This window comes from Mycobacterium sp. PS03-16 (assembly GCF_004570325.1).
Classification (GTDB): Bacteria; Actinomycetota; Actinomycetes; order Mycobacteriales; family Mycobacteriaceae; genus Mycobacterium.
The window spans coordinates 90,728-117,695 of the sequence record NZ_SPQO01000005.1; the positions used below are offsets into that span (position 1 = coordinate 90,728).

Here is a 26,968-nt window from a genome sequence, read left to right on the forward strand (position 1 = left end):
CTTGCTTAGGTAGCGACCCCTGAAGTGACAGGACTGCGCGATGACGATCACCTCCACCTCACCCGAACCGGGCATAGTCGCCGTCACGGTGGACTATCCGCCGGTCAATGCCATCCCCTCGCGCGGGTGGTTCGACCTGGCCGACGCCATCACCGCCGCCGGCCGCGACCCCTCGACCCACGTGGTGATCCTGCGGGCCGAGGGCCGCGGGTTCAACGCCGGTGTCGACATCAAGGAGATGCAGCGCACCGAGGGCTACACCGCCCTGATCGACGCCAACCGCGGTTGCTTCGAGGCGTTCCGCGCCGTGTATGAGTGCGCGGTGCCGGTGGTGGCCGCGGTCAACGGGTTCTGCGTCGGCGGCGGCATCGGCCTGGTCGGCAACGCCGACGTCATCGTCGCCTCCGACGATGCGACCTTCGGCCTGCCGGAGGTGGAACGCGGCGCCCTCGGGGCGGCCACCCACCTGTCGCGGCTGGTGCCGCAGCACATGATGCGACGGCTTTTCTTCACCGCCGCGACCGTCGACGCGGCCGCGCTGCACCACTTCGGATCCGTGCACGAGGTGGTGCCGCGGGCCGACCTCGACGAGGCCGCGCTGCGGGTCGCCCGCGACATCGCCGCCAAGGACACCCGGGTGATCCGCGCGGCAAAGGAGGCGCTCAACTTCATCGACGTGCAGAAGGTGAACTCGAGCTACCGCATGGAGCAGGGCTTCACGTTCGAGCTCAACCTGGCGGGCGTCTCCGACGAGCACCGTGACGCGTTCGCGGGGACGAACAAGGGGAAGCAGTGACCGACAAGAGAACCACCCTGGATGCGGCCGTCGCCGGCATCGAGAGCGGGATGACGATCGGCATCGGCGGCTGGGGCTCGCGGCGCAAGCCGATGGCGTGGGTGCGAGCGCTGCTGCGCACCGGCGTCACCGACCTGACCGTCGTCACCTACGGCGGCCCGGACCTCGGATTGCTCTGCAGCGCAGGCAAGGTCAAACGCGTGTACTACGGCTTCGTCTCACTGGACTCGCCACCGTTCTACGACCCGTGGTTCGCCAAGGCGCGCACCACGGGTGCGATCGAGGCGCGCGAGATGGACGAGGGCATGCTGCGGTGCGGGCTGCAGGCCGCCGCCCAGCGGCTGCCGTTCCTGCCGATCCGTGCCGGTCTGGGCAGTTCGGTGCTCGACTTCTGGGCCGGTGAACTCAAGACGGTCACCAGCCCCTATCCCGCGGCGACCGGTGCCGCGGAAGAACTGATCGCGATGCCCGCGCTGAACCTCGATGCGGCGTTCGTCCATCTCAACCTCGGTGACGCTCGCGGCAATGCCGCCTACACCGGCATCGACCCGTACTTCGACGACCTGTTTCTGATGGCCGCGCAGCGCCGGTACCTGTCGGTCGAGCGAGTGGTGTCCACCGAGGAGCTGGTCAAGGCCGTACCGCCGCAGGCGCTGCTGGTCAACCGGATGATGGTCGACCACGTGGTCGAGGCGCCCGGCGGCGCGCACTTCACCACGGCGGCACCCGATTACGGGCGCGACGAGAGATTCCAGAGGCACTACGCCCAAGCCGCCGAATCCGACGAGACGTGGCAGCAATTCGTGGCCACCTACCTGTCCGGCAGCGAGGCCGATTACCAGGCCGCGGTGCGTGCCTTCGGCGAGCAGAAGGGTGACGCGAAGTGATGTCCGTATACCGCGCCGAGGTGTGCGTCGTCGCCTGCGCCGAGCTGTTCCGCGACGCCGGCGAGATCATGGTCAGCCCGATGACCACGGTGGTGTCGGTCGGCGCCCGGCTCGCGCGGCTGACCTTCTCCCCCGACATCCTGCTCACCGACGGCGAGGCACAGCTGCTCGCCGACACCCCGGCGATCGGCGCGGCGGGAGCGGTCGAGGGCTGGATGCCGTTCGGCCGGGTCTTCGAGACCCTGGCCTGGGGCCGCCGCCACGTGGTGATGGGCGCCAATCAGATCGACCGCTACGGCAACCAGAACCTGTCGGCGTTCGGCGCGCTGCAGCAGCCCACCCGCCAGATGTTCGGCGTGCGCGGCGCACCGGGGAACACGATCAACCACATCACCAGCTACTGGGTCGGCAACCATTCCAAGCGGGTGTTCGGCGAGACGGTCGACATCGTGTCCGGAATCGGATGGGACAAGGTCGATCCGGACAATCCGGCTTTCCGGTTCGTCAACGTCCACCGTGTGGTGAGCAACCTCGGGGTGTTCGACTTCAACGGCCCCGACCACCAGATGCGGGCGGTGTCGCTGCACCCCGGCGTGACGCCGGACCACGTCCGGGAGAACACGTCGTTCGAGGTGCACGAGCTGGACTCGGCGCAGGCCACCCGTCTGCCGACCGCCGAGGAGCAGCAGCTCATCCGCGAACGCATCGATCCGAAAGCGCTGCGAGACAAGGAAGTGCGGGTCTGACCATGGCGAGGTTGCGCACACCCCTGACCGAACTGATCGGCATCGATCACCCCGTGGTGCAGACCGGGATGGGCTGGGTCGCCGGTGCGCGGCTGGTGTCGGCGACTTCCAACGCCGGCGGGCTGGGCATCCTGGCCTCGGCCACCATGACGCTCGAGGAACTGCGCGCCGCCGTCGCCAAGGTGAAGGCCGCGACCGACAAGCCGTTCGGTATCAACATCCGCGCCGACGCCGGGGATGCCAACGAGCGCGTCGACCTGCTCATCCGCGAGGGCGTGCGGGTCGCATCGTTCGCGCTCGCCCCGAAACCCGAACTGATCGCCAGACTCAAGGACGCCGGCGTCGTGGTGATCCCGTCGGTCGGCCTGGCCAAACACGCCAAGAAGGTGGCGGGCTGGGGCGCCGACGCGGTGATCGTGCAGGGCGGCGAGGGCGGTGGGCACACCGGTCCGATCGCGACCACGCTGCTGCTGCCCTCGGTCCTCGATGCGGTCGACATCCCGGTGGTCGCCGCGGGCGGGTTCTTCGACGGCCGCGGACTGGCCGCCGCGCTGTCCTACGGCGCGGCCGGCGTGGCGATGGGTACCCGGTTCCTCCTGACGTCGGATTCGACGGTGCCGGACGCGGTGAAGCAGCGCTACCTGCAGGCCGGCCTGGACGGCACCGTGGTGTCCACCCGCGTCGACGGGATGCCGCACCGGGTGTTGCGCACCGGTCTGGTCGAGAAGCTCGAGAGCGGTTCGCGCGTGCGGGGTTTCGGCGCCGCGGTGCGCAACGCACAGAAGTTCAAGAAGATGTCGGGGATGACCTGGCGGTCCATGGTCACCGACGGTCTGGCGATGCGGCACGGCAAGGAACTCACCTGGTCACAGGTCGTGATGGCGGCCAACACCCCGATGTTGCTCAAGGCCGGGCTGGTGGAGGGCAACACCGATGCGGGCGTGCTCGCCTCCGGACAGGTCGCCGGGATCCTCGACGATCTCCCGTCGTGCGCGGATCTGGTCGCATCGATCGTCGACGACGCGATCAAACATCTGCAGGCGGCTGCCGCACTGGCGGAGTGACTAGGCGGCGACCGCCACGCCGCAGATGCCGCAGACCTCGAACTCCCTGCGCTTCCAGCGGGCGATCGGGATGAAGAACAGCGTGAACTGCCGGAACTCCCGCATCCGCTGCCATTGGGTGGTGTTGTGGCACCGCGGACAGGTGCGGACCTGCCCCGCGCCGAGGTACTTCTGTCTGGTGCCGAAGCCGAAGAGGAGGAAGAGCACCTCACCAGCGTACGGGTGGCCGATCGGCCACCCGGTGAAGCGTATTACTGAATCGACGTCGAATTAAGCTATGATCTTCATGTGACACGAATGAAGCCGGAGGCTTCATCAGCCGCGGCGGTGATCGGCGACGTCGTCGGCTCGCGACGCGCGCCCGACCGACGGGCGTTGCACCGGCGGCTCGATGACGCGCTGGGCACCGCGGGATTCGCCTTCACCGTCGGCGACGAGTTCCAGGGCACCCACCCGAGCGTCGGCGCCGCCATCGACGCGGCCCTGTCGGTGCGTTTGGCGGTGGCCCCCGACATCGACATCCGGTTCGGCATCGGCTGGGGTGCGGTGACGATGCTCGACCCCGACACCGGCATCCAAGACGGCCCCGGATGGTGGGCCGCCCGCGAGGCCATCCAGTGGACCGCCTCGGCGCAGCGCCAACCCGGTCTGGCGCTGGTGCGCACGGCGTACCGGCCGGCCCCGGACACCGCCGGCCCGGACGCGGACGCCGTCAACGCCGCCCTGCTGTGTCGGGACCATCTGCTTGGATCACTCGATGACCGATCCCTGCGAATCCTGAAGGGCCTGTTGACCGAGCGTACGAAGAAGGACATCGCCGCCGAGGAGGGCATCAGCCCCTCGGCGGTGTCCCAGCGCGCCGGACGCGATGGGCTCGATCTGCTCGTGCTGGTCTCGACCCGGCTGCGGAGCCTGCGGTGAGCGCGCTGGCCGTGCTGCTGGTGGCGGTCGGCGTCGCGGACATGACCCGGCGCATGACGCAGCGGACGTGGCTTCCGGTCGCCGTCGTCCCCATGGTGGTGCTCGCCTGCGCGCTGCTGGGTGGCCTCTGGCACCGCGGCGACCTGCCGCTGCTCGCCATCGCGACCGCCGGAGGGGTCGGCTGGCAGATGCTCGGGGCGCGCGCCGAACGCACGGGCGAGCGGCCGTGGGCGCCGCTGCTGGTCTTCGGCGCCGCCGCGGCCGCGGTGATCCTGCTGTCCGGCTGGGCGTCCGAGGTGAGTGGACTGATCAGCCGGTGGGCGACGTGGACGCAGCTGCCCGCGGTCGGGACCCTCACCGGCGACCGGTTGCTGATGGTCGTCGCCGTCGTGCTCCTGCAACTGGTGACCGGCAATCAGCTGGTGCGGTTGGTGCTGGCCTCGGTGGGCGCCGTCAAGCCCGCCGGGCAGCCCCAGCCGTCGGACCGGCTCAAGGGCGGACGCCTGCTCGGCCCGATGGAGCGGTTGCTGATCCTCGGGCTCGGGCTGGCCGGACAGCTCGCGATGGCCACCGCGGTGGTGGCCGCCAAGAGCATCATCCGGTTCCCGGAGCTCAACGCGCAGAAGGCGAAGGCCAACGGCGCCGGCGATCTGGGCATCGGCATCGACGAGGTGACCGAGTACTTCCTGGTCGGCAGCTTCGCCAGCTGGATCATCGCGCTCGGCGGTCTGGCGCTGGCACATTGACCCATTCGCCGGTGCCCAACCCCGCGGCTTCCTACACTCACCGGCATGAAGATGGACGCGGCAGTGTTGTGGGAAGTCAACGGGGACTGGACCATCGAGGAGGTCGACCTCGACCCGCCGCAGGACGGTGAGGTCCTGGTCTCCTTCGAGGCCACCGGCCTGTGCCACTCCGACCACCACGGACGCACCGGCGACTTCCCCGGACCCATGCCCGTGATCGGCGGCCACGAGGGTGCCGGCATCGTGCAGGAGGTGGGCCCCGGGGTCCGCGACCTCAAACCCGGCGATCACGTCGTCGCGTCCTTCCTGCCCGCGTGCGGCCGCTGCCGGTGGTGCGCCAGCGGTCACCAGAATCTCTGCGACCTCGGCGCTTTCATCCTCAACGGCACCCAGCTCGACGGCACCTACCGGCGCCACATCGGCGATGTCGACGTCAATGTGGCGCTCCTGTTGGGCACATTCGCCCAGTACGGCGTCGTATCAGAGGCATCGGTGGTCAAGATCGACGACGACCTGCCGTTGTCAAGAGCCTGTCTGATCGGCTGCGGCGTCACCACCGGGTGGGGCTCGGCGGTCAACACCGCCGACGTGACGCCCGGCGACACCGTCGTGGTGATCGGCTGCGGCGGCGTCGGCAGCGGGGCGATCCAGGGCGCCCGGCTGGCCGGTGCGGAGAAGATCGTGGTCGTCGACATCGTTGCGGACAAGCGGGACAAGGCCTTCGAGTTCGGCGCCACCCACTTCACCACGTCGATGGCCGAGGCCACCGCGCTGGTGGCGGACCTGACCCGCGGGGTGATGGCGGATTCGGCGATCCTCACAGTAGGCCTCGTGGAGGGCCCGATGATCGGCGAGGCGCTCGACATCATCCGCAAGGGCGGCGCGGTGGTGTTGACCGGCATCGCCGCGATGGCCGACGTGACACCGACGTTGCCCATGGCGATGTTCACGCTCTTCCAGAAGCGACTGCTGGGCAGCCTCTACGGCGAGGCCAATCCGCGCGCGGACATTCCACGCCTGCTCAGCCTCTACCGCGAGGGCAAGCTCCTACTCGACGAGACCGTCACGCACGAATACAAACTCGGTGAGATCAACGAGGCCTACGACGACATGCTCGCCGGCCGCATCATCCGCGGTGTGGTCGTCCACGACCACTGAGGGCGCTGGGACTAGAGGCGCTCGATGATCGTCACGTTGGCCGTGCCGCCACCCTCGCACATCGTCTGCAGGCCGTAGCGGCCGCCGGTGCGCTCGAGCTCGTTGAGCATTGTGGCGAACAACTTGGCGCCGGTCGCGCCGAGCGGGTGGCCCAGCGCGATCGCCCCGCCGTTGGGGTTCACCTTCTCCGGATCGGCCTTCAGCTCTTTCTGCCAGGCCATCACTACGGGCGCGAACGCCTCGTTGATCTCGACGACGTCGATGTCGTCCATCGTCAGGCCGGTCTTCTCCAGTGCGTAGCGCGTCGCAGGGATCGGGCCGGTCAGCATGAACACCGGATCCGCGCCCCGGGCGCTGATGTGGTGGATGCGCGCGCGCGGCTTGAGCTTGTGCGCCTTCACCGCGCTCTCCGAGGCCAGCAACACCGCGCTGGCGCCGTCGGAGATCTGGCTGGCCACCGCGGCGGTCAGCCGGCCGCCCTCGGCGAGCGTCTTGAGGGAGGCCATCTTCTCCAGCGTGGTCTCCCGCGGGCCCTCGTCGACGCCGAAGTCGCCGACCGGCAGGATCTCGTTGTCGAAGTGACCGCCGCGGATCGCGCCGAACGCGCGCTCATGGCTGGTCAGCGCGAACTGTTCCATCTCCTCGCGGGTGATGTCCCACTTCTCGGCGATGAGTTCCGCGCCGCGGAACTGGGAGATCTCCTCGTCACCGTAGCGGTGCCGCCAGTGCTCGGACTCCCCCGTCGGCGAGGTGAAGCCGAACTCCTTGCCCACCACCATCGCCGAGGCGATCGGGATCTGGCTCATGTTCTGCATGCCGCCGGCCAGGATCACGTCGGCGGTGCCGGACATGATCGCCTGGGCGCCGAACGAGATGGCCTGCTGGCTGGACCCGCACTGCCGGTCGACGGTGACGCCCGGCACCTCCTCCGGGTAGCCCGCGGCGAGCCAGGCGTTGCGGCCGATGTTGCCGGCCTGCCCGCCGATCGCATCGACGCAGCCGACGATCACGTCGTCCACCGCGGCGGGGTCGACGTCCACCCGGTCGAAGATCCCGCGGAAGACGTGCACCCCGAGGTCGATCGGGTGCACGTGCGCCAACGAACCCCCACGTTTGCCGACCGGCGTCCGCACCGCATCGATGACATACGCCGCTGATGTCTCAGCCATGTGACTGGTCTCCTTCGGATGTGCCCGCGGCAATCCCGCCGAGGACGATGGTCAGGTACTGCCGGCCGACCTGTTCGGCCGTCATCGGCCCGCCGGGTTGGTACCAGCGGACGGACACCCAGGTGGTGTCCCGGATGAACCGGTAGACGAGGTCGACGTCGATGTCGGGCCGAAAACAGCCCTGCTCGACGCCCTGGCTCAGCACGCTCATCCACATCTTGCGCTGCTCGACGTTGCGCTCCTCGACGAAGGAGAACTGCGGCAGCGCCGAGAGTCGCTTGGCCTCGTCCTGGTAGATCACGACCTGGGCGTGCCGGTGCTCGATCGCCTCGAACGACGCCATGAACAGGCCTTTGACCCGCTCGAGCGGATCGGATTCGGTATCGACGATCTCCTGGTAGCGGCCGAACAGCCAGTCCAGAAAGTCCCGCAGCACCTCTTCGACCATCTGCTCTTTGGACTTGAAGTGGTGATAGAGACTGCCGGAGAGAATTCCGGCGGAGTCGGCGATGTCGCGGACCGTGGTGGCTTTGAGGCCGCGTTCGGCGAACATCGCCGCGGCGAGCTCGAGCAGTTCGCCGCGCCGGGTCGGCGCCTGGCTCAGTGCGTCGTCGCTCACCGCACCAGCGTATCAACCAAGCGCTTGCTAGGTAAGCGGGGCCGGGACCGTGCGGTCAGCGCAGTGCGTCGTACGAATGGTGCGCGCAGGTGTCGGACACGTCGCTGAGCGACGGCCGGTCGGCGCGCGACCGCGACAGGTTGAACAGGTACCAGGCGTCCTCGGGCTGGTCGTAGGCGGTGACGCAGCTGCGCAGATGGTCGGGCAGCCGGTGCAGAGCCGGGTCGATGTCCGACGACAGCCGGGTCAGGTAGCCGGTGTCGAGTAATCCGGTCTGCTCGTAGCGGTCGATGTTCCGGTCGGCGATGAGGCGTTCGGGGTTGAGCGCGGCCAGCCCGAGCAGCGCCAGCACTCCGGCGATCAGCACGGCCCGGGGCAGCCACCGTCCGGTCAGCCGGATCCCTGCGGCGGCGACGAGCAGGAACACCGCGCCGAGCCAGAGTTCGATGGTGATGACCAGCAGGCGCTCGGTGCTGAACCCGTACGCCTGCTGGTACAGCCACATCCGGTGGATCGCCGACACCACCACGACCACCGACGCGGCGCACAGCAGCCCGACGAAGATCCGCAGCAGCGTGCGGTCGGCCACCGTCGCCCGCGCCGCCACCCGGATCACCACTGCGAGCACCACCATGGTCAGCGCCGACACCCCGAGCAACTGCCAGAAGCCCTGCCGGGCGTACTCGGCGTAGGTCAGCCCCTCGGTCTCCAGCACGTGGGTGTCCCCGCCGAACAACACCGTGGCCTGCACCGCGACGAACGCGACGAACAGCGCATCGAGGACCGCGAGTGGTACCGCCCATTCCCAGCGCCGCAGCGGCTTACCCGTGGCGGGCGCCATCGCGTCCAGGCGCGGCGGACAGCGCACGAGGTAGCCGCCGGTCAGCAGGAGGAGCAGGACGAACACGAAGACGACTGCGCGCGCGACGAATTCGTCGAGGCGCAGCGCCGGCGTGACGCTGGCCAGCAGGTGCGCGAACGCGGCGTCGGCAGCGGCGAACAGCCCGCCGAAGACGAGCGCCACGACGACGGTCACCGCGATCACCACGGCCGCACGACCGATGTCGGGCATGCGCCGGCCGGTGACCGACCCGCGCACACCGCGCCGGGCCCAGCCCGTCGCCCGGGCCACCGCCGCCCACGGGGTGAACGACGCGGTGAACACCGCGGTCCAGGTGCGGCCGCCGGCGATCGTCAGCCACCCGGTGATCCAGGCGGCCATGATGCACAGCGCGCCCAGCCATTCGGCGGCCAGCACCCCGGGCACCGTCAGCAGGGCCAAGGTCAGCGCGATACCCACTGCATCACGCGCGGTGGGTCGCCGCCCGGCCGTGCCGAGAACGACGGCGACGACGAGGACACCGGCCACCAGGTAGCCGATGCTCAGCACCGACGGCCGCCAGACCGCGGTGCCGGCCAGCGCGGCCGGCACCGCGGCGAGCAGAAGGCGGGGCGGCGCCGACGCCAACGGGTCGATCGGCCAGAGCCGCCGTGACCACAGCGTCCACCCGGGCTCGCCGTGGCGCGGCAGCAGCGGGCCGAACGGCGGGGGCGGCATCGTGGGGTGTGCGCCCGGGGCGATCATCGTCATGCCTGGGCCTCCGGTTCCGGTTCGGGGATCGTGACGGTGATGCGACAGCCGGTGGGAGCGTCGGCGACGGCGATGGTGCCGCCGTGGAGTTCGACGGCCCAGCGGGCGATGGCCAGGCCGAGGCCGGTTCCGCCCGCCGAGGTGGCGCCCCGGGTGAACCGCTGGAAGACGCGTTCGCGTTCGGCGGGTGGGATGCCGGGGCCGTCGTCGTAAACGTCGAGCCGCAGCCCCGACGGCGCGGCCGGACACGCCAGCACCGTCACGCGCCCGCCGGGACGGCTGTGCCGAATCGCGTTGTCCACCAGGTTGACCACCACCTGGCGCAGCCGCGCCGGGTCGGCGAACGCGGTCAGCGCGGGCGGGGAGACCTCGAGATGTACGCGTGATTGCGCGTCCGGGACATGGGCGACGATGTCGCACAGAAACCGCTCGACGGCGAAGCGCTCGGGACGCAGCGGGATGGCGCCGCCCTCGAGGCGGGACAGGTCGAGCAGGTTGGCAACCAGTTCGCCGAGGCGTTCGGTCTGCGCCAGCGCCATGCGCAGTGTGTCGGGGTCGGGGTCGGCGACCCCGTCGACGAGATTCTCGAGCACCGCGTGCAGCGCGGTGATCGGCGTACGCAGTTCGTGGGAGACGTTGGCGATCAGGCCGCGGCGGTACTCGTCGGCCGCGCCGAGATCGGCCGCCATCTGGTTGAACGCCGTTGCCAGCTGGCCGATCTCGTCACGCGAGGTGGCATGGACGCGGATGCTGTAGTCGCCGCGGGCCATCGCCCGCGCCGCGGTGGTCATCTGGCGCAGCGGTGAGGTCATCCCGTGGGCGAGGAACTGGGTGACCACCAGCGACGTCGCGAGCGCGGCGAGCAGGGCATAGCGGAACTGCCAATTGGCGCCGATGTAGAACGTGAAGGCCGCGACCGTGATCGCACCCGTCACCAGCAGGCCGGTCTTGACCTTGAAGGACGCGAACGGATCCAACGGTCGCGGCAGTCGCTCCCAGAAGACTCCGGCCAGGCCGCGCGCGGTCACCGCGGCGTCTCCAACGCGTATCCGACACCGTGCACGGTGCGGATCAGGTGCGCGCCGAGTTTGCGCCGCAACGCCTTGACGTGGCTGTCCACCGTGCGGCTCTCCACTCCCGACGCCCAGCCCCAGACCTGCTCGAGCAGCACGTCGCGGGACACCACCGCCCGGGGCCGGTCGGCGAGGAAGGCCAGCACGTCGAACTCGGTGCGGGTGAGGTGGATCTCGGCGTCACCGCGGTGCACGCGGCGGGCCCGCAGGTCGATGCGGCAGTCACCCACCCGCAGGGGCTGGGACGAGGCGGCCCCGGGGGCGCGCTCCATACGGCGCAGCAGCACCCGGACCCGGGCGACCAGTTCGCGCATGCTGAACGGTTTGGTGAGGTAGTCGTCGGCGCCCACGCCGAGCCCGATGAGCATGTCGGTCTCGTCGTTGCGGGCGGTCAGCATCAGGACCGGAACCGGCCGGTCGGCCTGGATGCGGCGGCACACCTCCAGCCCGTCGAAGCCGGGCAGCATCACGTCGAGCACCACCAGATCCGGGCCGGTGTCCGCGGCCGTCGCCACCGCCGACGGTCCGTCCACCGCGGTGACGACGTCGAACTCCTCGGCGCGAAGCCTGCTGGCGACCTGAGCCAGGATGGTCGGCTCGTCGTCGACCACCAGGATCCGCTTCACATGACCGACTGTAAGGGCCGGGTGTGGTGCTTTCGGGCAGCGAATGTGAAGGTTCTGTGGAGAACTCCCCGGGCGCGCCTAGGCCCGCTGGCTGGACACCGAGATGACCTCGCCGGTGAGGTAGCTGGAGTAGTCACTGGCCAGGAAGGCGATGGTGGCCGCGATCTCCCACGGTTCGGCGGCGCGGCCGAACGCCTCGCCCTCCGACAACCGGTCGAGCAGCTCCGATGAGCTGGTCCTCTCCAGGAACTTGTGGCGGGCGATGCTCGGTGACACGGCGTTGATGCGCACGCCGTGCTCGACGGCCTCGATCGCGCTGCACCGGGTCAGCGCCATCACGCCGGCCTTGGCGGCGGCGTAGTGGGACTGGGAGTGCTGCGCCCGCCAGCCCAGCACGCTGGCGTTGTTGACGATCACCCCGCCGTGGCCGGCCTCGCGGAAGTACCGCAGGGCGGCGCGCGTCGCCCGCATGACCGAGGTGAGGGTGACGTCGAGGACCCGGTCCCACTCCTCGTCGGTCATGTCGATCACCGGGGTCTGACCGCCCAGGCCGGCGTTGTTGACCAGTACGTCGAGCCGGCCCAAGCGTGCGGTGGTCGAGGAGATCAGCGCGTCGACCTGCGCGGTGGACGTCACGTCGCACACCACGCTCTCGACCCGGCCGAGGCCGAGTTCGGTGAGCTGGTCGCGGGTTTCGCCGAGCCGGCGCTCGTGATGGTCGGAGATCATCACATCGGCGCCCTCGGCCAGCGCCCGCCGCGCCACCGCCGACCCGATGCCGGTGCCGGCCGCCGCGGTCAACACGACCACCTTGCCGGTCAGCAGACCGTGACCGTCGATCTCCTTCGGCGCTTCGCTGAGGCTCATCCCTTTGGCTCCCTGGGTAGGCCGAGCACCCGCTCGGCGATGATGTTGCGTTGGATCTCGTTGGACCCGCCGTAGATCGTGTCCGACCGCGAGAACAGGTACAGCCGCTGCCACTCGCTGAATTCGCCGTCTTTCAAGGCCATCCCCGCTGCGCCTTCGATGTCCATCGCGATCTCCCCGAGTTCGCGGTGCCAGTTGGCCCACAACAGCTTCGAGATGTTGTCCTGACCGGGCCGCTCCTCGTCCATGGTGGCCAGCGCATACGACCGCATGGTGCGCAGGCCGACCCATGACCGGGTGAGCCGCTCGCGGATCAGCGGATCGTCGGCGGCGCCGGTCGTCTTGGCCAGTTCGGCCACTCCGGACAGTTCACGCGCGTACTCGATCTGCTGGCCGAGCGTCGAGACACCGCGCTCGAAGGTCAGCGTGCCCATCGCCACCCGCCAGCCGTCGCCGGGCTCGCCGACCACCATCGACGCGTCGGTGCGGGCATCGGTGAAGAAGACCTCGTTGAACTCCGAGTCGCCGGTCAGCTGGATGATCGGGCGAATCTCGACACCCGGCTGGTCGAGCGGCACCAGCAGGTACGACAGCCCGGCGTGCCGTTTGGAGCCCTTCTCGGTGCGCGCGACCACGAAGCACCACTGCGCCCAGTGCGCCAGCGACGTCCACACCTTCTGGCCGTTGATGAGCCACTGCTCACCCGCCTCGTCGAGCACCGCGGTGGTCGAGACGTTGGCGAGGTCGCTGCCCGCACCGGGTTCGGAGTAACCCTGACTCCACAACTCGGTGACGTCGACGATCTTCGGCAGGAAGCGCTGCTGCTGCTCGGGCGTGCCGTAGGCGATCAGGGTGGGCCCGAGCAGTTCCTCACCGAGGTGGTTGACCTTCGCGGGCGCGTTGGCGATCGCGTACTCCTCGTAGAACGCGACGCGGTGTGCGACCGAAAGACCCCGCCCGCCGTGCTCCTCCGGCCAGCCCAGACAGGTCAGCCCGGCCGCGGCGAGGTGGCGGTTCCACGCCAGCCGCTCCTCGAACGCTTCGTGCTCACGCCCGGGTCCGCCGAGCCCTTTGAGCGCGGCGAATTCGCCGACCAGGTTGTCGGCGAGCCACTGCCGGACCTCGGCCCGGAACTCCTGGACCTCTATCACTCTTGTAGGCTAACCTACCAAGCACTTGCTTTGTTAGGAGCCTCGATGACACCCGCTCCGAGGACGATTCCCGCGGTTCTCGACCGGATCGCCCAGCATCACGGCGATCACGAGGCCCTGGTCACCCTCGACCGTCGCCTCACCTACACCCAATTGCGCGACGAGGTGCGGCGCGCCGCCGCGGCGATGATCGACCTGGGCATCACCGCCGGCGACCGGGTCGCGATCTGGTCGCCCAACACCTGGCACTGGGTGGTGGCGTGCCTGGCCACCCACTACGCCGGCGGCGTCGTCGTCCCGCTCAACACCCGCTACACCGCCTTCGAGGCCACCGACATCCTGGCGCGCACCGAGGCGCGGCTGCTGATCGCCTCGGGCGCCTTCCTCGGCGCCGACAAGGCCGCCTCGATCGACCGTGACGCGCTCCCATCGCTGCGCCACGTCGTGCGGGTGCCGGTCGAGAAAGCCGACGGTACGTGGGACGAATTCGTCTCTCGGGGGAGAGATCTCGGCGCTGTCGACGAACGGGCCGCGGCCGTGCGACCGGACGACGTGTCGGACATCCTGTTCACCTCCGGCACGACCGGACGCAGCAAGGGCGTGCTGTGTGCGCACCGGCAGTCGCTCGACGCACCCGCCGCGTGGGCGGAGTGCGGGCAGCTCACCAGCGCCGACCGCTATCTGTGCATCAACCCGTTCTTCCACAACTTCGGCTACAAGGCCGGCATCCTGGCGTGCCTGCAGACCGGCGCGACGCTGATCCCGCAGCTCACCTTCGATCCGGAGCAGGCGATGCGCGCCGTCGAGGAGCAGCGCGTCACCGTGCTGCCCGGCCCGCCGACGATCTACCAGACGCTGCTCGACCATCCGAAGCGTGGCGAATTCGACCTCAGCTCGCTACGATTCGCGGTCACCGGCGCCGCGGTGGTGCCGGTGGTGCTGATCGAGCGGATGCAGTCCGAACTCGACATGGACATCGTGCTGACCGCCTACGGCCTCACCGAAGCCAGCGGGTTCGGCACCATGTGCCGGGCCGACGACGACGCCGTCACCGTCGCCACCACCTGCGGCCGCCCGATCGCGGGCTTCGAACTGCGCATCGATGCCCCCGACGAGCACGGCGCCGGTGAGGTGCTGCTGCGCGGTCCGAACGTCATGCTCGGCTACCTCGACGACCCGGACGCGACCGCCAGGACCATCGACGCCGACGGGTGGCTGCACACCGGTGACATCGGCACCGTCGACGAGCGCGGCAACCTGCGGATCACCGACCGGCTCAAGGACATGTACATCTGCGGCGGGTTCAACGTTTACCCGGCCGAGATCGAGCAGGTGCTGGCCCGGCTCGACGGTGTCGCCGAATCGGCCGTCATCGGCGTCCCCGACGAACGGCTCGGCGAGGTCGGTAAGGCGTTCGTCGTCACGAAACCGGGGGCCGACCTCGACGAGCAGGCCGTGATCGCCTATACGCGCGAACATCTCGCGAATTTCAAGACACCGCGCTCGGTGGAGTTCCTCGACGCGCTGCCCCGCAACCCCGGCGGCAAGGTCGTCAAACCGCTCCTGAGAGAAAGAGCCTGAATGGACCTGACGTTCGACGACGCCTGCGAGGAGTTCCGCGCCGAGGTGCGCGAGTTCCTCGCCGCCCACCGCGACGACTTCCCGACCGAGTCCTACGACACCGCCGAGGGGTTCGCACAGCACCGGCGCTGGGACAAGGTGCTGTTCGACGCCGGACTGTCGGTGATCACGTGGCCGGAGAACTACGGCGGCCGTGACGCCACGCTGCTGCAGTGGATCGCCTATGAGGAGGAGTACTTCCGCGCCGGGGCACCGGGCCGGGCCAGCGCCAACGGCACGTCGATGCTGGCGCCGACGCTGTTCGCCCACGGCAGCACCGAGCAGCTCGACCGGATCCTGCCGAAGATGGCCAGCGGCGAGGAGATCTGGGCCCAGGCGTGGTCGGAACCCGAGTCCGGCAGCGACCTGGCCTCACTGCGCTCCACCGCGACGCGCACCGACGGCGGCTGGCTGCTCAACGGGCAAAAGATCTGGAGCTCGCGGGCCGTGTTCGGCGACAGGGCGTTCGGGCTGTTCCGCTCGGATCCCGACGCCCAGCGGCACAAGGGCCTGACGTACGTGATGTTCGACCTGAAGGCCGACGGCGTCACCGTTCGGCCGATCGCCCAGCTCGGCGGCGATACCGGATTCGGCGAGATCTTCCTCGACGACGTATTCGTCCCCGACGCGGACGTCATCGGCGAGGTGAACGACGGCTGGCGGGCGGCGATGAGCACGTCGAGCAACGAGCGCGGGATGTCGCTGCGCAGCCCGGCCCGGTTCCTGGCACCCGCCGAACGGCTGGTCGCCGAATGGGCCAGGCACCGCGACCCCGCCTACGCCGAGCGGGTGGCGGACGCCTGGATCAAGGCGCAGGCCTACCGGCTGCACACGTTCGGCACGGTCACGCGGCTGGCCGGCGGCGGTGAGCTCGGCGCGGAGTCCTCGGTGACCAAGGTGTTCTGGTCGGACCTCGACGTCGCGCTGCATCAGACCGCGCTCGACCTGCGCGGCGTCGACGCCGAACTCGCCGACGACTGGACCGACGGTCTGCTGTTCGCCCTGGGCGGTCCGATTTACGCGGGCACCAACGAGATTCAGCGCAACATCATCGCCGAGCGTCTGCTGGGCCTGCCCCGCGAACCGAAAGGCTCCGCGAAGTGAACTTCGAACTCGACGACCAGCAGCGGGATTTCGCGGCCAGCATCGACGCCGCGCTGACCACCGCCGACGTTGCAGGCGCGGTCCGGGCGTGGGCGGGCGGTGACACCGCACCGGGCCGCAAGGTGTGGGCGCGGCTCGCCGACCTCGGCGTGACCGCGCTGATGGTGGCCGAGGAACACGACGGGATCGGTGCCACCGCGGTCGACCTGGTGGTCGCCGCCGAACGGTTGGGCCGTTGGTGTGTACCGGGTCCGGTGGTGGAATCGCTGGCGGTGGCACCGGTCCTGCTCGCGGGCGACGAGCGCAGCGCCGCGCTGGCCGCCGGGGAGCTGATGGTCACCGTCGCGCTGCCGCCGCACGCCCCGCGCGCCGTCGACGCCGACAGTGCCGGGCTGGTGCTGCTGGCGCAGGACGGGTCGGTGCGCGACGCCGTCGCGGGAGCCGCGCACGAGTCCGTCGACCCGGTCCGAATGCTGTTCGACGTCAGTGCTTCCGGCGACGGTCGCACCGCCGACGTGGGCCGCGCCTTCGAGTTCGGCGCGCTGGCCACCGCGGCGCAGCTGGTGGGGGCCGCGCAGTCGATGCTCGACCAGTCCGTCGAGTACGCCAAGCAGCGTCAACAGTTCGGCCGCACGATCGGCTCGTACCAGGCGATCAAGCACAAACTCGCCGACGTGCACATCGCCGTCGAGCTGGCACGGCCGCTGGTGTACGGCGCCGCGCTGTCGCTCGGCGAACACTCCCCCGACACGGCCCGCGACGTCAGCGCCGCCAAGGTCGCCGCCGCCGAGGCGGCACTGCTGTCCGCCCGCTCGGCGCTGCAGACCCACGGTGCGATCGGCTTCACCCACGAGCACGACCTGTCGCTATGGCTGCTGCGGGTGCAGGCGTTGCGCTCGGCGTGGGGGGACCCGACGTGGCACCGCGGCCGGGTGCTCGATGCGCTGACGCAGGGGGCGCCGGCATGAGCGAGGAACGGAAACTGCTGCGCGACACCGTCGCAGCACTGGTCGAGAAGCACGCGTCGCCTGCGGCGGTGCGCGAGGCGATGGCCTCGGAGCGCGGATATGACGAATCGCTGTGGCGGCTGCTGTGCGAACAGGTCGGGGCGGCCGCGCTGGTGGTTCCCGAGGAGCTCGGCGGTGCCGGTGGCGAGCTCGCCGACGCCGCGGCGGTGCTCGAACAGCTCGGCCGCAACCTGGTGCCCACGCCGCTGCTCGGCACCACGCTGGCCGAACTGGCGCTGCTGGCCGCCGACGAACCCGACGGCGAGGCCCTCGCGGGGCTGGCGGAAGGATCGTCGATCGGCGCCGTCGCCTTCGATCCGCACTACGTGGTCAACGGCGACGTCGCCGACGTCATGGTCGCCGTCGACGACGGCCGGCTGGTCCGGTGGACGTCGTTCGAGGTGCAGCCGCTGCACGCGATGGACCTGACCCGGCGGCTGGCGCTGGTGCAACCCGGCGAGGTGACCGACCTCGGCGCGGATCCGGGTCTGGCCGACTACGCGGCGCTGCTGCTGGCCGCCGAGCAGATCGGCGCGGCCACCCGATGCCTCGAGCTGACGGTCGAATACACCAAGGACCGTGTGCAGTTCGGCCGGCCGATCGGCAGTTTCCAGGCGCTCAAGCACCGGATGGCCGACCTGTACGTCAAGGTGCAGTCCGCCAAGGCCGTCGTCGACGAGGCGCTCGGCGACCCGACCCCGGTGTCGGCGGCGATGGCCCGGTTCTCGGCGTGCGAGGCCTTCACCGCGGTCGCCGCGGAGGCCGTGCAGATGCACGGCGGTATCGCGATCACCTGGGAGCACGACATCCAGCTGTACTTCAAGCGGGCACACGGCAGCGCGCAGCTGTTCGGGCCGCCCCGCGAGCAGCTGCGCCGGCTCGAATCGCAGGTGCTCTAGCCTCGAACGGGTGGACGATCGCGTGGCGCTGCGCGCCGGTATCCCGCCGTTCTACGTCATGGACGTGTGGCTGGCCGCCGCCGAACGGCAACGCAGCCACGGCGATCTGGTGAACCTGTCGGCCGGTCAACCCAGCGCGGGCGCGCCGTCGGCGGTGCGGGAGGCCGCCGTCGCGGCGCTGCACGGCAATCAGCTCGGTTACACGGTGGCGCTGGGCATTCCGGAGCTGCGGGCCGCGATCGCCGGCCGCTACGCCGACCAGTTCGGCCTGGCGGTCGGGATCGACGACGTCATCCTCACCACCGGCTCCTCCGGCGGGTTCCTGCTGGCGTTTCTGGCCTGCTTCGACGTCGGCGACCGGGTCGCGATCGCGCGCCCCGGCTACCCCTGCTACCGCAACATCCTCACCGCGCTGGGCTGCGAGGTGGTCGAACTGCCCTGCGGCGCGGAAACCCGCTTCCAACCGACCGCCGCGATGCTCGCCGAACTGGACCCGCCGGTGCAGGGCGTGATCGTCGCGAGCCCGGCCAACCCCACCGGCACCGTGATCGCGCCCGAGGAGCTGGCCGCGATCGCCACCTGGTGCGAGCGCAGCGGTGTCCGGCTGATCAGCGACGAGGTCTACCACGGCCTGGTCTACGAGGGCGCGCCCGCCACCAGCTGCGCGTGGCAGACGTCGCGGGAAGCGGTGGTGGTCAACAGCTTCTCGAAGTACTTCGCGATGACGGGCTGGCGGCTGGGCTGGCTGCTGGTGCCCGCCGAGTTGCGCCGCGCCGTTGACCGGCTGACCGGGAACTTCACGATCTGCCCACCGGCGCTGGCGCAGCACGCGGCGGTGGCGGCGTTCACGGCGGAATCGATCGCCGAGGCCGACGGGCTGCTGGCGCACTACGGGGACAATCGCCTGTTGCTGCTCGAGGGCCTGCGGACGCTGGGCATCGACCGGCTCGCGCCGACCGACGGCGCCTTCTACGTGTACGCCGACGTCTCGCACCTGACCGACGACTCGCTGTCGTTCTGCTCGCGGCTGCTGGCCGACACCGGCGTGGCGATCGCACCGGGTATCGACTTCGACACCGCGCACGGCGGCTCGTTCGTCCGGCTGTCGTTCGCCGGGCCGACGGCCGACATCACCGAGGCCCTGAGCCGGATGGGCGGCTGGCTGAACTGACGTGTCGGAGGTGTGCGCTACCGTCGAGGCATGTTCGAACGCATGTTCGATGTCGACCCGGCCGCCGACGAGGCGCAGCTGCGGGCGATGGTCGACGAGTTCGAACGGTTGAAGTCCGCGGCCGCGGCCGCGCAGGCGCGCGCGACGGCGCTGTGGGCGGCCAAACGCCGAGCCGCTGAGACCGCTGCGGGGGTGCCGAAGTCCAAGCAGGGCCGCGGGCTGGCCGCCGAAGTCGCGCTGGCCCGCCGGGACGCCCCCGCGCGCGGCGGCCGTCACCTGGGACTGGCCACCGCACTGGTCGAAGAGATGCCGCACATGCTCGCCGCCCTAGAAGGCGGGCACCTGTCCGAGTGGCGTGTGACGCTCATCGTGCGGGAATCGGCGTGCCTGAGCGTCGAGCACCGCCGCGAGTTGGACGCCGAACTGTGCGCCGACGTCACTCGGCTCGACGGCTGGGGTGACAAGCGGGTGGCAGCAGAGGCCAGGAAGATCGCGTCGCGCCTCGACGTCGCGGCGGTCGTCGACCGGTCGGCGAATGCGGCCGCGGATCGCCGGGTCACCATTCGGCCCGCACCGGATTCGATGACCATCGTGAGCGCGCTGCTGCCGGTCGCCCAGGGCGTGAGCGTGTACGCCGCGTTGAAGCGATCCGCCGACACGACGTTCGACGACCGCTCGCGCAACCAGGTCATGGCCGACACGCTGGTCGAGCGGGTGACCGGCAGGGGCGCGGACGAGGCGGTGAGCGTGGCGCTGAACCTCGTCATGGCCGACACCACGCTGGTCGGTGACGACGAGGCGCCCGGCTGGTGCGACGGCTATGGCCCGGTGCCGGCAGCGGTGGTGCGCGCGCTGCTCAGCGACGCCGTCACCGACGAGAAGGCCAAGGCGACCCTGCGACGCCTCTACCGCCACCCGAGCAGCGGCCAGCTCGTGGCCATGGAGTCCAAGGCCCGCGCGTTCCCGAAAGGGTTGGCGGCGTTCATCGGGCTGCGGGATCAGACCTGTCGCACCCCGTACTGCGACGCCCCGATCCGCCACCACGACCACGCGGTCCCCCACCGCAGCGGCGGGCCGACGAACGCGGTCAACGGCCTCGGCGAGTGCGAAGCCTGCAACTACGCCAAGGAAGCGCCGGGCTGGGCCGTCACCACCAGTGAGGATGCGGGACAGCACCGCGCCGAGTTCGTCACCCCCACCGGCGCGGTCTACCGGTCCACGGCGCCACCACTGCCCGGGCCCCCCGTGCGGACGGTGAGCGTGCTCGAGTGCGGGCTCAGCATCGACCTGGTCAGGTTCGCCGCTGCGTGACGTACCAGTCGAGCAGCGCCGGGTCGTCGACGGCGCTGCGCTCGACGACCTTCGCCGCGTCGCCACCCTGGAACAGCTTCTTGATCGGCACCTCGAGCTTTTTACCGGTGCGGGTGTGCGGGATACCGGGCGCGGCGATGATCTCGTCGGGCACGTGCCGCGGCGACACATCGGTGCGGATGGTCTGCTTGATGGCGTCGATCAGCTCGTCGGTGAGTTCTGCGCCGTCGGCGAGCGTGACGAACAGCGGCATCCAATAGCCGCCGTCGGGCTTTTCGACTCCGATCACGAGCGCCTCGGCCACCTCCGGGATCCGCTCGACGCACTGGTAGATGTCGGCGCTCCCCATCCGGATGCCGTGGCGGTTGAGCGTCGAATCCGACCGGCCGTGCACGATGATGCTGCCGTGGTCGGTGATCGTGATCCAGTCACCGTGTCGCCACACGCCGGGGAACATCTCGAAATAGGCGTCGCGATAACGGGTTCCATCGTCGTCGTTCCAGAACCGCACCGGCATCGACGGCAGCGGCTTGGTGACGACGAGCTCGCCGACCTCACCGTGGACCGGCCGGCCGGCTTCATCCCAGGCCTCGACGGCGGCGCCGAGGTAGGGCGCCGAGAGCTCGCCCGGCCAGACCGGGACGGTTCGTACCCCGCCGATGAACGCTGAGACGACGTCGGTTCCGCCGCTGATCGACGCCACCTGCACGTGCTCGCCGACGTTGTCGCGCAGCCACAGCGCCGACGCCGGCGGCAGCGACGAGCCGGTGATCCCGACCGACCGCAGCGCGCTCAGGTCGTGGTCCTTGCGCGGCACCGAACCGGCCTTGTCGCACGCCAGCACGTAGCCCGGGCTGGTGCCGAGCACCGTCGCGCCCACGTCGGCGGCGATGCGCCACAGGGTGTCTGCGGCGGGCACGGTCGGGCTGCCGTCGTAGCAGACGATGGTCGCGCCGACCAGGAGGCCGGCCACCTGGAAGTTCCACATCATCCAGCTCGGGCTGGTGTACCAGAAGAAGGTGTCCTCCGCGCCGATGTCGCACTGCAGCGCAACGGCTTTCAGGTGCTCGACGAGGACACCGCCGTGTCCGTGCACGATGCCCTTCGGCAGACCGGTGGTACCCGAGGAATACAGCACCCACAGCGGATGGTCGAACTCGACCCGCGCCGTGCGCAGTTCGCCACCTCGCGCGGCGCTCTGCGCCCAGTCCAGCCAATCGCCCTCGGGGGCGGCGGCGCCGATCCGCGACACCAGCACCCCGGTCCGCACGGTGGGCAGGCCGGCGCGCAGCGCCGCCACATCGAGGGTCTTGTCGTGGGTCTTCCCACCGAAGCGGTAACCGTCGGCGGCCACCAGCAGCGTCGGTTCGAGCTGGCCGAGTCGGTCGAGGGCGGCCTTGGCGGTGTAGTCCTGACCGCAGGCGCTCCAGATTGCGCCGAGGCTGGCGGTGGCCAGGAACGCGATCACCGCCTCCGGCACGTTGGGCAGATACCCCGCCACGCGGTCCCCGGGTCCGACACCGATGTCGCGCAGCGTCTCGGCGAAACCGGCCACGCTGTCGAGTAGTTCGCGCCAGGACATCTCGGTGACGTCGCCGCCCTCGGCGACATACAGGATCGCGGGTCGGTCGGTGCGTGCCTGGCGGATCACCTGGTCGACGTAGTTCAGGCGGACGCCCTGAAACCAGCGCGCGCCGGGCATGTCGGCGTCTGCCAGCACCACCTCCGGCGGCTCACCGACCTCGAAGTACTCCCACAGCGCACCCCAGAAGCCGGGGAGGTCGTCGACCGACCACTGCCACAGCGACCGATAGTCGGGATACGTCCCGCCGGTGCGCCGCTCGGCGAATCGGGCGAAGTCGGTGACCCGCGCCAGGGCGATGTCCTGCTCGGTCGGCACCCACTGGGGTTCGCTCACCGGGCGCTCCACCCGCCGTCCATGCTGTAGGCGGCGCCGGTCACCATGCCGGCGTGCGGGGAGGCGAGCCACCCGACCAGCGACGCCACCTCGGCCGGTTCCACCAGCCGCTTGATGGCGCTTTCCTTGAGCAGAATGTCGGTCACGACGTCATCCTCGCCGATGCCGTGCACCTTCGCCTGATCGGCGATCTGTTTGGTGACCAGCGGAGTCCGTACATAGCCCGGGTTCACGCAGTTACTGGTGACATGGTGCGGCCCGCCCTCCAGCGCGGTCACCTTCGACAGACCCTCCAGGGCGTGCTTCGCGGTGACATAGGCCGATTTGAACTCCGAGGCGCGCAGTCCGTGCACGGACGAGATGTTGATGACACGGCCGAACTCCTGGGCGTACATGTGCGGTAACGCGGCGCGGATCAGCAGGAACGGCGCCTCGACCATCAACGTCATCAGCTTGCGGAAGTCGGCGGGCGGGAAGTCGACGATCGGGCTGATGCGTTGTACGCCGGCGTTGTTGACCAGGATGTCGACGTCGAGCGCCAGGTCCTCGAGCGCCGCGACGTCGAGCAGGTCGACCGCCCATGCGGTTCCGCCGAGCTCGTCGGCCAGCGACTTGGCCGCCGGTTCGTCGACATCGGCCACCGTGACCGTCGCGCCCCGGGCGGCCAGTTCCCGCGCACACGCCTCGCCGATACCGCTGGCGCCACCGGTGACCAGCGCCGTCCGTCCCGCGAGTTCGCTCACGCGACACCGCTTCTCGACGCGCCGGCGGCCCGAGCGAGATCCTCGCGGTCGGCGACGTCCAGGTCCACGAGGTCCATGCCGCGGGTCTCGCGGGTGAAGAACACCGCGACCAGGGTGATGGCGCAGGCCACCGCCAGGTAGATCGCGATGGGCACCGACGAGCCGTAGATGTCGAGCAGCTTGACCGCGATCAGCGGCGCCAGCGAGCCCGCCACGATCGAGGTCACCTGATAGCCCAGTGACACACCGGAGTACCGCATCCGGGTCGGGAACATCTCGGCCATGATCGCCGGCTGCGGCGCATACATCAGCGCGTGGATGACCAGACCGATCGTCACCGCTGCCGTCACGACCACATAGCTGCCGCTGTTCATCATGGGGAACGCGAAGAATCCCCAGCTGGCGCCGGCGACGGCGCCGACCATGTACACGGGCCGGCGGCCGAAGCGGTCCGAGAGCCAGCCGACCACCGGCACGACCGCGAAGTGCACCGCGTGCGCCACCAGCAGGTACCAGAGGATGTCGCTGGTGTCCGCGCCGACCTGCACCTTGAGGTAGGTGATCGAGAACGTGACCACCAGGTAGTACATGATGTTCTCGCCGAAGCGCAGGCCCATCGCGGTGAAGACGCCGCGGGGGTAGCGCTTGAGCACCTCCACCACGCCGAACGAGGTCGCCTTGGTGCGCTCGACCTCCTGTTGGGCGGCCACGAAGATCGGGGCGTCGGTGACCTTGGTGCGGATGTAGTAGCCGATCAGCACGACCACCGCGGACAGCCAGAACGCGACGCGCCAGCCCCACGACAGGAACGACGACTCGGGCAGCGTGGTCGTCAGCACCAGCAGCACCACGGTCGCCAGCAGGTTGCCGACCGGGACGCCGGCCTGCGGCCAGCTGGCCCAGAACCCGCGTTGGCGGTCGGGGCTGTGCTCGGCAACGAGGAGCACCGCGCCGCCCCATTCGCCACCGACCGCGAAGCCCTGGATGAAGCGCAGCGTCACCAGCAGCGCCGGCGCCCAGTAACCGATCTGGCCGTAGGTGGGCAGGCAGCCCATCGCGAACGTGGCGACGCCCACCAGCAGCAGGCTGAACTGCAGCAGCTTCTTGCGGCCGTACTTGTCGCCGAAGTGTCCGAACACCACCCCGCCCAACGGGCGCGCGACGAACCCGACCGCGTACGTGGCGAACGCCAGGAAGATCGCGTTCAGCTCACTGGTCGTCTCGGAGAAGAACACCTTGTTGAACACCAGCGTCGCTGCGGTGCCGTAGAGGAAGAACTCGTACCACTCGACGACGGTGCCGGCCATCGAGGCGACGACCACGCGCTTGAGGCCGGTGGAGATCGATCCGGCCGGACCGGTGTCCGGCTGAGAGGGGTTCTGCACGCTCATCGGAGGCTCCGTTCATGACCGGCGGCATAACCGCCAGGGCTGTGTGACCGTTCCCACATATCGTCTGAGTATTCATGCAGGTTGATGCGGCAGCAATGGCCAGCTTCGCAGCGTGTATCTGCAAAACTGCAGACGTGCCTCCTCCGCCTCCGCGCCGGCCCAGCGCTGACGATCTGCTGGTGCTGCTCGCCGTCGGCCGCTCGGGGCGCTACACCAGCGCCGCCGACGAACTCGGCATCAACCACACGACGATCTCCCGGCGGATCGCCGCCCTGGAACAGTCCGTCGGCGGACGACTGTTGTCGCGGGTGGCCGGCGGCTGGGAACTGACCGACCTGGGCCGTGACGCGCTGGCCGCGGCCGAGGCCGTCGAATCGGCGGTGCGCTCGCTGTCGGTGGATCCGACCGGGGACCGGGCGCTGGAGGGCGTGGTGCGGATCTCTGCCACCGACGGTTTCAGCGCCTACATCGCCGCGCCCGCCGCCGCACAGGTGCAGCGCCGGCACCCGCTGGTGGCCGTCGAGATCGTCGCCGCCACCCGGCGCGCCTCCCAGCAGCGGTCCGGGCTGGACATCGAGATCGTGGTCGGTGAACCGCAGGTCCACCGCGCCGAGGCGATCCGGCTCGGCGACTACTGCCTGGGCCTCTACGGCTCGCGCGACTACCTCGCCGAGCACGGCACCCCCAACCGGGTGGCCGACCTGGCCCGCCACCCGCTGGTGTACTTCATCGATTCGATGCTGCAGGTCGACGACCTCGACCTCGCGACCAGTTTCGCCCCGGCGATGCGCGAATCGGTGACGTCGACCAACGTCTTCGTCCATGTCGAGGCGACGCGCGCCGCGGCGGGTCTGGGCCTGCTGCCCTGTTTCATGGCCGACCGCCACGACGACCTGGTCCGAGTGCTGGCGCGGACGGTCTCGGTGCGGCTGAGCTACTGGCTGGTGACACGCGCCGAGATCCTGCGCCGACCCGAGGTGGCGGCCGTGGTCGACGCGATCCGCGACCGCATGGTCGATCAGCGCGACGTCCTGCTCGGCGCTCCCTAGCCCCTTGCGCGCTCCCGCACGCCGTGATGCAGTCGGGCCATGCCGATGTTGGAGCACGACCGTGGCCGCGCCTACTACCGGCACTGGGCCGCCGCCCAGCCGCGCGCGGCGGTGATCTTCCTGCACGGCTTCGGCGAACACACCGGCGTCTACCACCGCTACGGCTTCGCGCTCAACGCCGCGGACATCGACCTGTTCGCCGTCGACCAGTTCGGCCACGGCCTGAGCCCGGGCAACCGCGGCGATTTCGGGTCGATCGCCGACTCCTCGGCGCTCGCCGAGGCACTGACGGCGATCGCCGAGCGGGAGCGGCCGGGCATCCCGCTGATCGCCCAGGGACACTCCCTCGGCGCCGTGATCACGTTGTTCCGGGTGCTCGAGCACCGGAACCGCTACCGCGCGTGCGTGATCTCCGGTGCACCGCTGGTACCGGTCGCCCAGCTGTTGGACGCGGACACCTCGTTCGACCTCGACCCGGCGTGGCTGTCGGCCGACCCGTTCTACCTCGACACCCTGGAACATGATCCGCTGGCCTTCGTCGGCGCCGACGGAGCCGCACTGGGCCGCGAACTGGACTGGGCGTGGGACCGATTCGGCGCGGCGCTGCCGACGCTGGCGGTGCCGACCCTGGCCGTGCACGGCGGCGCGGACCCCATCGCGCCGATCGGCGCCGTGCGCGCCTACGCCGAGCAGATCGGGCCGCTGCGGCTCACCGAGTTCCCCGGTGCGCGCCACGACATCCTCAACGAGACCGTGCACCGGGAGGTGACCGCGACCATCGTCGGGTTCATCGACGAACAGCTCGCCGATTGAGTTCGCGCGTGGGCTGTCAGCCTCCGCCGCCGCAGCCCCCGCCACCGCCGCAGCCACCACCGCCGCAACTGCCGCCGTCGCCGTAGCCGCCGTAATCGCCGTCCGACGAATAGACGCCGACCGCACCGGCCGTGCCCGCCGCCCACATCCTTCGGCGCTTCTCGAGGTGTTTGACGCGGCGCTTCTGGTCTCTGGTCCGCAGACCGGGCACCTCCCGCCGGTACCGGGCATGCGGAGCCCGCCGATGCCGCATCGTGAGCAGGACCGACGCCGAGACGACGACGATGATCGCCGTCACCGACACCGGGATCCAAGAGCCGTTCATCTCAACCCCCTCCGCCGCCGCAACCGCCGCCGCAGCCACCACCGCAGCCGCCGCCGCCCCAACCGCTGCCCCCACCGCTGCGGTACCGGGGCGCTCCCCCGCCCCAGGTCCGCTTCACCCGTCGTTTCCGACGTGCCTCGGCGCGCCGCTCGGCGAATGCGCGCCACCGCGATCCGCTACCCGACCGGTGGTCCAGAGCAACG

General features: G+C 70.1%; 27 protein-coding genes. 15 read left to right on the forward strand and 12 right to left on the reverse strand.

Features of this window, described 5'->3' with window-relative positions; all coding sequences use genetic code 11:
* Nucleotides 1–40 precede the first annotated feature (40 nt).
* From echA20 to ipdC, 4 genes are read left to right on the forward strand one after another with little or no spacing between them, the layout of a single operon-like run.
* Nucleotides 41–796 carry a (7aS)-7a-methyl-1,5-dioxo-2,3,5,6,7,7a-hexahydro-1H-indene-carboxyl-CoA hydrolase gene (gene echA20 / locus E4P42_RS06135; protein WP_135124101.1) on the forward strand — a complete coding sequence of 252 codons (756 nt, stop codon included), beginning with the start codon at nucleotides 41–43 and terminating at the stop codon, nucleotides 794–796.
* Nucleotides 793–1,683: a cholesterol ring-cleaving hydrolase subunit IpdA gene (gene ipdA, locus E4P42_RS06140; protein ID WP_135124103.1), complete on the forward strand. Its 891-nt coding sequence runs from the start codon at nucleotides 793–795 to the stop codon at nucleotides 1,681–1,683. The genes echA20 and ipdA overlap by 4 nt, the downstream gene beginning before the upstream one ends.
* A complete protein-coding gene (ipdB, locus tag E4P42_RS06145) occupies nucleotides 1,683–2,429 on the forward strand; it encodes a cholesterol ring-cleaving hydrolase subunit IpdB (protein ID WP_167759376.1) in 747 nt (248 codons plus the stop codon). The genes ipdA and ipdB overlap by 1 nt, the downstream gene beginning before the upstream one ends.
* 2 nt (nucleotides 2,430–2,431) lie before the next feature.
* On the forward strand, nucleotides 2,432–3,493 hold the full coding sequence (ipdC, locus tag E4P42_RS06150; protein ID WP_135124107.1) for a (3aS,4S,5R,7aS)-5-hydroxy-7a-methyl-1-oxo-octahydro-1H-indene-4-carboxyl-CoA dehydrogenase: 1,062 nt from the start codon (nucleotides 2,432–2,434) through the stop codon (nucleotides 3,491–3,493).
* Here the strand turns inward: ipdC and E4P42_RS06155 are convergent, their stop codons facing one another.
* Nucleotides 3,494–3,700 carry a zinc-ribbon domain-containing protein gene (locus tag E4P42_RS06155; protein ID WP_135124109.1) on the reverse strand — a complete coding sequence of 69 codons (207 nt, stop codon included), beginning with the start codon at nucleotides 3,698–3,700 and terminating at the stop codon, nucleotides 3,494–3,496.
* 81 nt (nucleotides 3,701–3,781) lie between these two features.
* Between E4P42_RS06155 and E4P42_RS06160 the strand changes: the two genes are divergently transcribed.
* From E4P42_RS06160 to E4P42_RS06170, 3 genes are read left to right on the forward strand one after another with little or no spacing between them, the layout of a single operon-like run.
* Nucleotides 3,782–4,414, forward strand: a complete 633-nt coding sequence (locus E4P42_RS06160; protein WP_135124111.1) for a SatD family protein — start codon at nucleotides 3,782–3,784, stop codon at nucleotides 4,412–4,414.
* Complete coding sequence (locus tag E4P42_RS06165) at nucleotides 4,411–5,160, forward strand: hypothetical protein (protein ID WP_135124113.1); 750 nt, start codon at nucleotides 4,411–4,413, stop codon at nucleotides 5,158–5,160. Before E4P42_RS06160 ends, E4P42_RS06165 begins: the two co-directional genes overlap by 4 nt.
* Nucleotides 5,161–5,205: 45 nt before the next feature.
* On the forward strand, nucleotides 5,206–6,318 hold the full coding sequence (locus tag E4P42_RS06170; RefSeq protein WP_135124115.1) for an NDMA-dependent alcohol dehydrogenase: 1,113 nt from the start codon (nucleotides 5,206–5,208) through the stop codon (nucleotides 6,316–6,318).
* A gap of 11 nt (nucleotides 6,319–6,329) precedes the next feature.
* Here the strand turns inward: E4P42_RS06170 and fadA6 are convergent, their stop codons facing one another.
* The 7 genes from fadA6 to ipdE1 all read right to left on the reverse strand — a co-directional run bounded on the left by fadA6 (nucleotide 6,330) and on the right by ipdE1 (nucleotide 13,414).
* Complete coding sequence (gene fadA6 / locus E4P42_RS06175; RefSeq protein ID WP_135124117.1) at nucleotides 6,330–7,487, reverse strand: steroid 3-ketoacyl-CoA thiolase FadA6; 1,158 nt, start codon at nucleotides 7,485–7,487, stop codon at nucleotides 6,330–6,332.
* Nucleotides 7,480–8,106, reverse strand: coding sequence for a TetR family transcriptional regulator KstR2 (kstR2, locus tag E4P42_RS06180; protein WP_135124119.1), 627 nt, complete (start codon nucleotides 8,104–8,106; stop codon nucleotides 7,480–7,482). Before kstR2 ends, fadA6 begins: the two co-directional genes overlap by 8 nt.
* Nucleotides 8,107–8,161: 55 nt before the next feature.
* Nucleotides 8,162–9,697 carry a DUF4173 domain-containing protein gene (locus E4P42_RS06185; protein ID WP_135124121.1) on the reverse strand — a complete coding sequence of 512 codons (1,536 nt, stop codon included), beginning with the start codon at nucleotides 9,695–9,697 and terminating at the stop codon, nucleotides 8,162–8,164.
* On the reverse strand, nucleotides 9,694–10,725 hold the full coding sequence (locus tag E4P42_RS06190) for a HAMP domain-containing sensor histidine kinase (protein ID WP_245233906.1): 1,032 nt from the start codon (nucleotides 10,723–10,725) through the stop codon (nucleotides 9,694–9,696). Before E4P42_RS06190 ends, E4P42_RS06185 begins: the two co-directional genes overlap by 4 nt.
* Nucleotides 10,722–11,396, reverse strand: coding sequence for a response regulator transcription factor (locus tag E4P42_RS06195; RefSeq protein WP_135124123.1), 675 nt, complete (start codon nucleotides 11,394–11,396; stop codon nucleotides 10,722–10,724). Before E4P42_RS06195 ends, E4P42_RS06190 begins: the two co-directional genes overlap by 4 nt.
* Nucleotides 11,397–11,474: 78 nt before the next feature.
* On the reverse strand, nucleotides 11,475–12,263 hold the full coding sequence (ipdF, locus tag E4P42_RS06200) for a (5R,7aS)-5-hydroxy-7a-methyl-1-oxo-2,3,5,6,7,7a-hexahydro-1H-indene-carboxyl-CoA reductase (RefSeq protein ID WP_135124125.1): 789 nt from the start codon (nucleotides 12,261–12,263) through the stop codon (nucleotides 11,475–11,477).
* Nucleotides 12,260–13,414, reverse strand: a complete 1,155-nt coding sequence (ipdE1, locus tag E4P42_RS06205) for an acyl-CoA dehydrogenase IpdE1 (protein ID WP_135124127.1) — start codon at nucleotides 13,412–13,414, stop codon at nucleotides 12,260–12,262. The genes ipdF and ipdE1 overlap by 4 nt, the downstream gene beginning before the upstream one ends.
* A gap of 45 nt (nucleotides 13,415–13,459) precedes the next feature.
* Here ipdE1 and fadD3 point away from each other — a divergent pair, with 45 nt between their 5' ends.
* From fadD3 to E4P42_RS06235, 6 genes are read left to right on the forward strand one after another with little or no spacing between them, the layout of a single operon-like run.
* Nucleotides 13,460–14,995, forward strand: coding sequence for a 3-((3aS,4S,7aS)-7a-methyl-1,5-dioxo-octahydro-1H-inden-4-yl)propanoate--CoA ligase FadD3 (gene fadD3, locus E4P42_RS06210; RefSeq protein WP_135124129.1), 1,536 nt, complete (start codon nucleotides 13,460–13,462; stop codon nucleotides 14,993–14,995).
* On the forward strand, nucleotides 14,996–16,138 hold the full coding sequence (locus E4P42_RS06215; RefSeq protein ID WP_135124131.1) for an acyl-CoA dehydrogenase family protein: 1,143 nt from the start codon (nucleotides 14,996–14,998) through the stop codon (nucleotides 16,136–16,138).
* The gene (locus E4P42_RS06220; RefSeq protein WP_135124133.1) at nucleotides 16,135–17,106 is read left to right on the forward strand and encodes an acyl-CoA dehydrogenase family protein; all 972 of its coding nucleotides are present in this window, start codon (nucleotides 16,135–16,137) and stop codon (nucleotides 17,104–17,106) included. Before E4P42_RS06215 ends, E4P42_RS06220 begins: the two co-directional genes overlap by 4 nt.
* Nucleotides 17,103–18,044: an acyl-CoA dehydrogenase family protein gene (locus E4P42_RS06225; RefSeq protein WP_135124135.1), complete on the forward strand. Its 942-nt coding sequence runs from the start codon at nucleotides 17,103–17,105 to the stop codon at nucleotides 18,042–18,044. Before E4P42_RS06220 ends, E4P42_RS06225 begins: the two co-directional genes overlap by 4 nt.
* A 10-nt stretch (nucleotides 18,045–18,054) precedes the next feature.
* The gene (locus E4P42_RS06230; RefSeq protein WP_167759377.1) at nucleotides 18,055–19,215 is read left to right on the forward strand and encodes a pyridoxal phosphate-dependent aminotransferase; all 1,161 of its coding nucleotides are present in this window, start codon (nucleotides 18,055–18,057) and stop codon (nucleotides 19,213–19,215) included.
* 30 nt (nucleotides 19,216–19,245) lie between these two features.
* Nucleotides 19,246–20,526 carry a DUF222 domain-containing protein gene (locus E4P42_RS06235; protein WP_135124138.1) on the forward strand — a complete coding sequence of 427 codons (1,281 nt, stop codon included), beginning with the start codon at nucleotides 19,246–19,248 and terminating at the stop codon, nucleotides 20,524–20,526.
* Here the strand turns inward: E4P42_RS06235 and E4P42_RS06240 are convergent.
* From E4P42_RS06240 to E4P42_RS06250, 3 genes are read right to left on the reverse strand one after another with little or no spacing between them, the layout of a single operon-like run.
* Complete coding sequence (locus E4P42_RS06240; RefSeq protein ID WP_135124140.1) at nucleotides 20,507–22,444, reverse strand: acetoacetate--CoA ligase; 1,938 nt, start codon at nucleotides 22,442–22,444, stop codon at nucleotides 20,507–20,509. The two genes, E4P42_RS06235 and E4P42_RS06240, sit on opposite strands and share 20 nt — an antisense overlap.
* Nucleotides 22,441–23,187, reverse strand: a complete 747-nt coding sequence (locus tag E4P42_RS06245) for a 3-hydroxybutyrate dehydrogenase (RefSeq protein WP_135124142.1) — start codon at nucleotides 23,185–23,187, stop codon at nucleotides 22,441–22,443. Before E4P42_RS06245 ends, E4P42_RS06240 begins: the two co-directional genes overlap by 4 nt.
* A complete protein-coding gene (locus E4P42_RS06250; RefSeq protein WP_135124144.1) occupies nucleotides 23,184–24,578 on the reverse strand; it encodes an MFS transporter in 1,395 nt (464 codons plus the stop codon). The genes E4P42_RS06245 and E4P42_RS06250 overlap by 4 nt, the downstream gene beginning before the upstream one ends.
* A 95-nt stretch (nucleotides 24,579–24,673) precedes the next feature.
* Here E4P42_RS06250 and E4P42_RS06255 point away from each other — a divergent pair, with 95 nt between their 5' ends.
* Nucleotides 24,674–25,627, forward strand: a complete 954-nt coding sequence (locus E4P42_RS06255; RefSeq protein ID WP_135124146.1) for a LysR family transcriptional regulator — start codon at nucleotides 24,674–24,676, stop codon at nucleotides 25,625–25,627.
* 39 nt (nucleotides 25,628–25,666) lie between these two features.
* The gene (locus E4P42_RS06260; RefSeq protein ID WP_135124148.1) at nucleotides 25,667–26,440 is read left to right on the forward strand and encodes an alpha/beta fold hydrolase; all 774 of its coding nucleotides are present in this window, start codon (nucleotides 25,667–25,669) and stop codon (nucleotides 26,438–26,440) included.
* Between the two features lie 16 nt (nucleotides 26,441–26,456).
* On the opposite strand, the gene E4P42_RS06265 is transcribed toward E4P42_RS06260, so the two are convergent.
* On the reverse strand, nucleotides 26,457–26,765 hold the full coding sequence (locus E4P42_RS06265; protein WP_135124150.1) for a hypothetical protein: 309 nt from the start codon (nucleotides 26,763–26,765) through the stop codon (nucleotides 26,457–26,459).
* Nucleotides 26,766–26,968: the final 203 nt, after the last annotated feature.

Coding starts and splice junctions, on each gene's coding strand:
- echA20 (WP_135124101.1), top strand. CDS start 41: ATGACGATCACCTCCACCTCACCCGAACCGGGCATAGTCGCCGTCACG.
- ipdB (WP_167759376.1), top strand. CDS start 1,683: ATGTCCGTATACCGCGCCGAGGTGTGCGTCGTCGCCTGCGCCGAGCTG.
- ipdC (WP_135124107.1), top strand. CDS start 2,432: ATGGCGAGGTTGCGCACACCCCTGACCGAACTGATCGGCATCGATCAC.
- E4P42_RS06170 (WP_135124115.1), top strand. CDS start 5,206: ATGAAGATGGACGCGGCAGTGTTGTGGGAAGTCAACGGGGACTGGACC.
- fadA6 (WP_135124117.1), bottom strand. CDS start 7,487: ATGGCTGAGACATCAGCGGCGTATGTCATCGATGCGGTGCGGACGCCG.
- E4P42_RS06185 (WP_135124121.1), bottom strand. CDS start 9,697: ATGACGATGATCGCCCCGGGCGCACACCCCACGATGCCGCCCCCGCCG.
- ipdF (WP_135124125.1), bottom strand. CDS start 12,263: ATGAGCCTCAGCGAAGCGCCGAAGGAGATCGACGGTCACGGTCTGCTG.
- fadD3 (WP_135124129.1), top strand. CDS start 13,460: ATGACACCCGCTCCGAGGACGATTCCCGCGGTTCTCGACCGGATCGCC.
- E4P42_RS06215 (WP_135124131.1), top strand. CDS start 14,996: ATGGACCTGACGTTCGACGACGCCTGCGAGGAGTTCCGCGCCGAGGTG.
- E4P42_RS06225 (WP_135124135.1), top strand. CDS start 17,103: ATGAGCGAGGAACGGAAACTGCTGCGCGACACCGTCGCAGCACTGGTC.
- E4P42_RS06235 (WP_135124138.1), top strand. CDS start 19,246: ATGTTCGAACGCATGTTCGATGTCGACCCGGCCGCCGACGAGGCGCAG.
- E4P42_RS06250 (WP_135124144.1), bottom strand. CDS start 24,578: ATGAGCGTGCAGAACCCCTCTCAGCCGGACACCGGTCCGGCCGGATCG.
- E4P42_RS06255 (WP_135124146.1), top strand. CDS start 24,674: ATGGCCAGCTTCGCAGCGTGTATCTGCAAAACTGCAGACGTGCCTCCT.
- E4P42_RS06260 (WP_135124148.1), top strand. CDS start 25,667: ATGCCGATGTTGGAGCACGACCGTGGCCGCGCCTACTACCGGCACTGG.
- E4P42_RS06265 (WP_135124150.1), bottom strand. CDS start 26,765: ATGAACGGCTCTTGGATCCCGGTGTCGGTGACGGCGATCATCGTCGTC.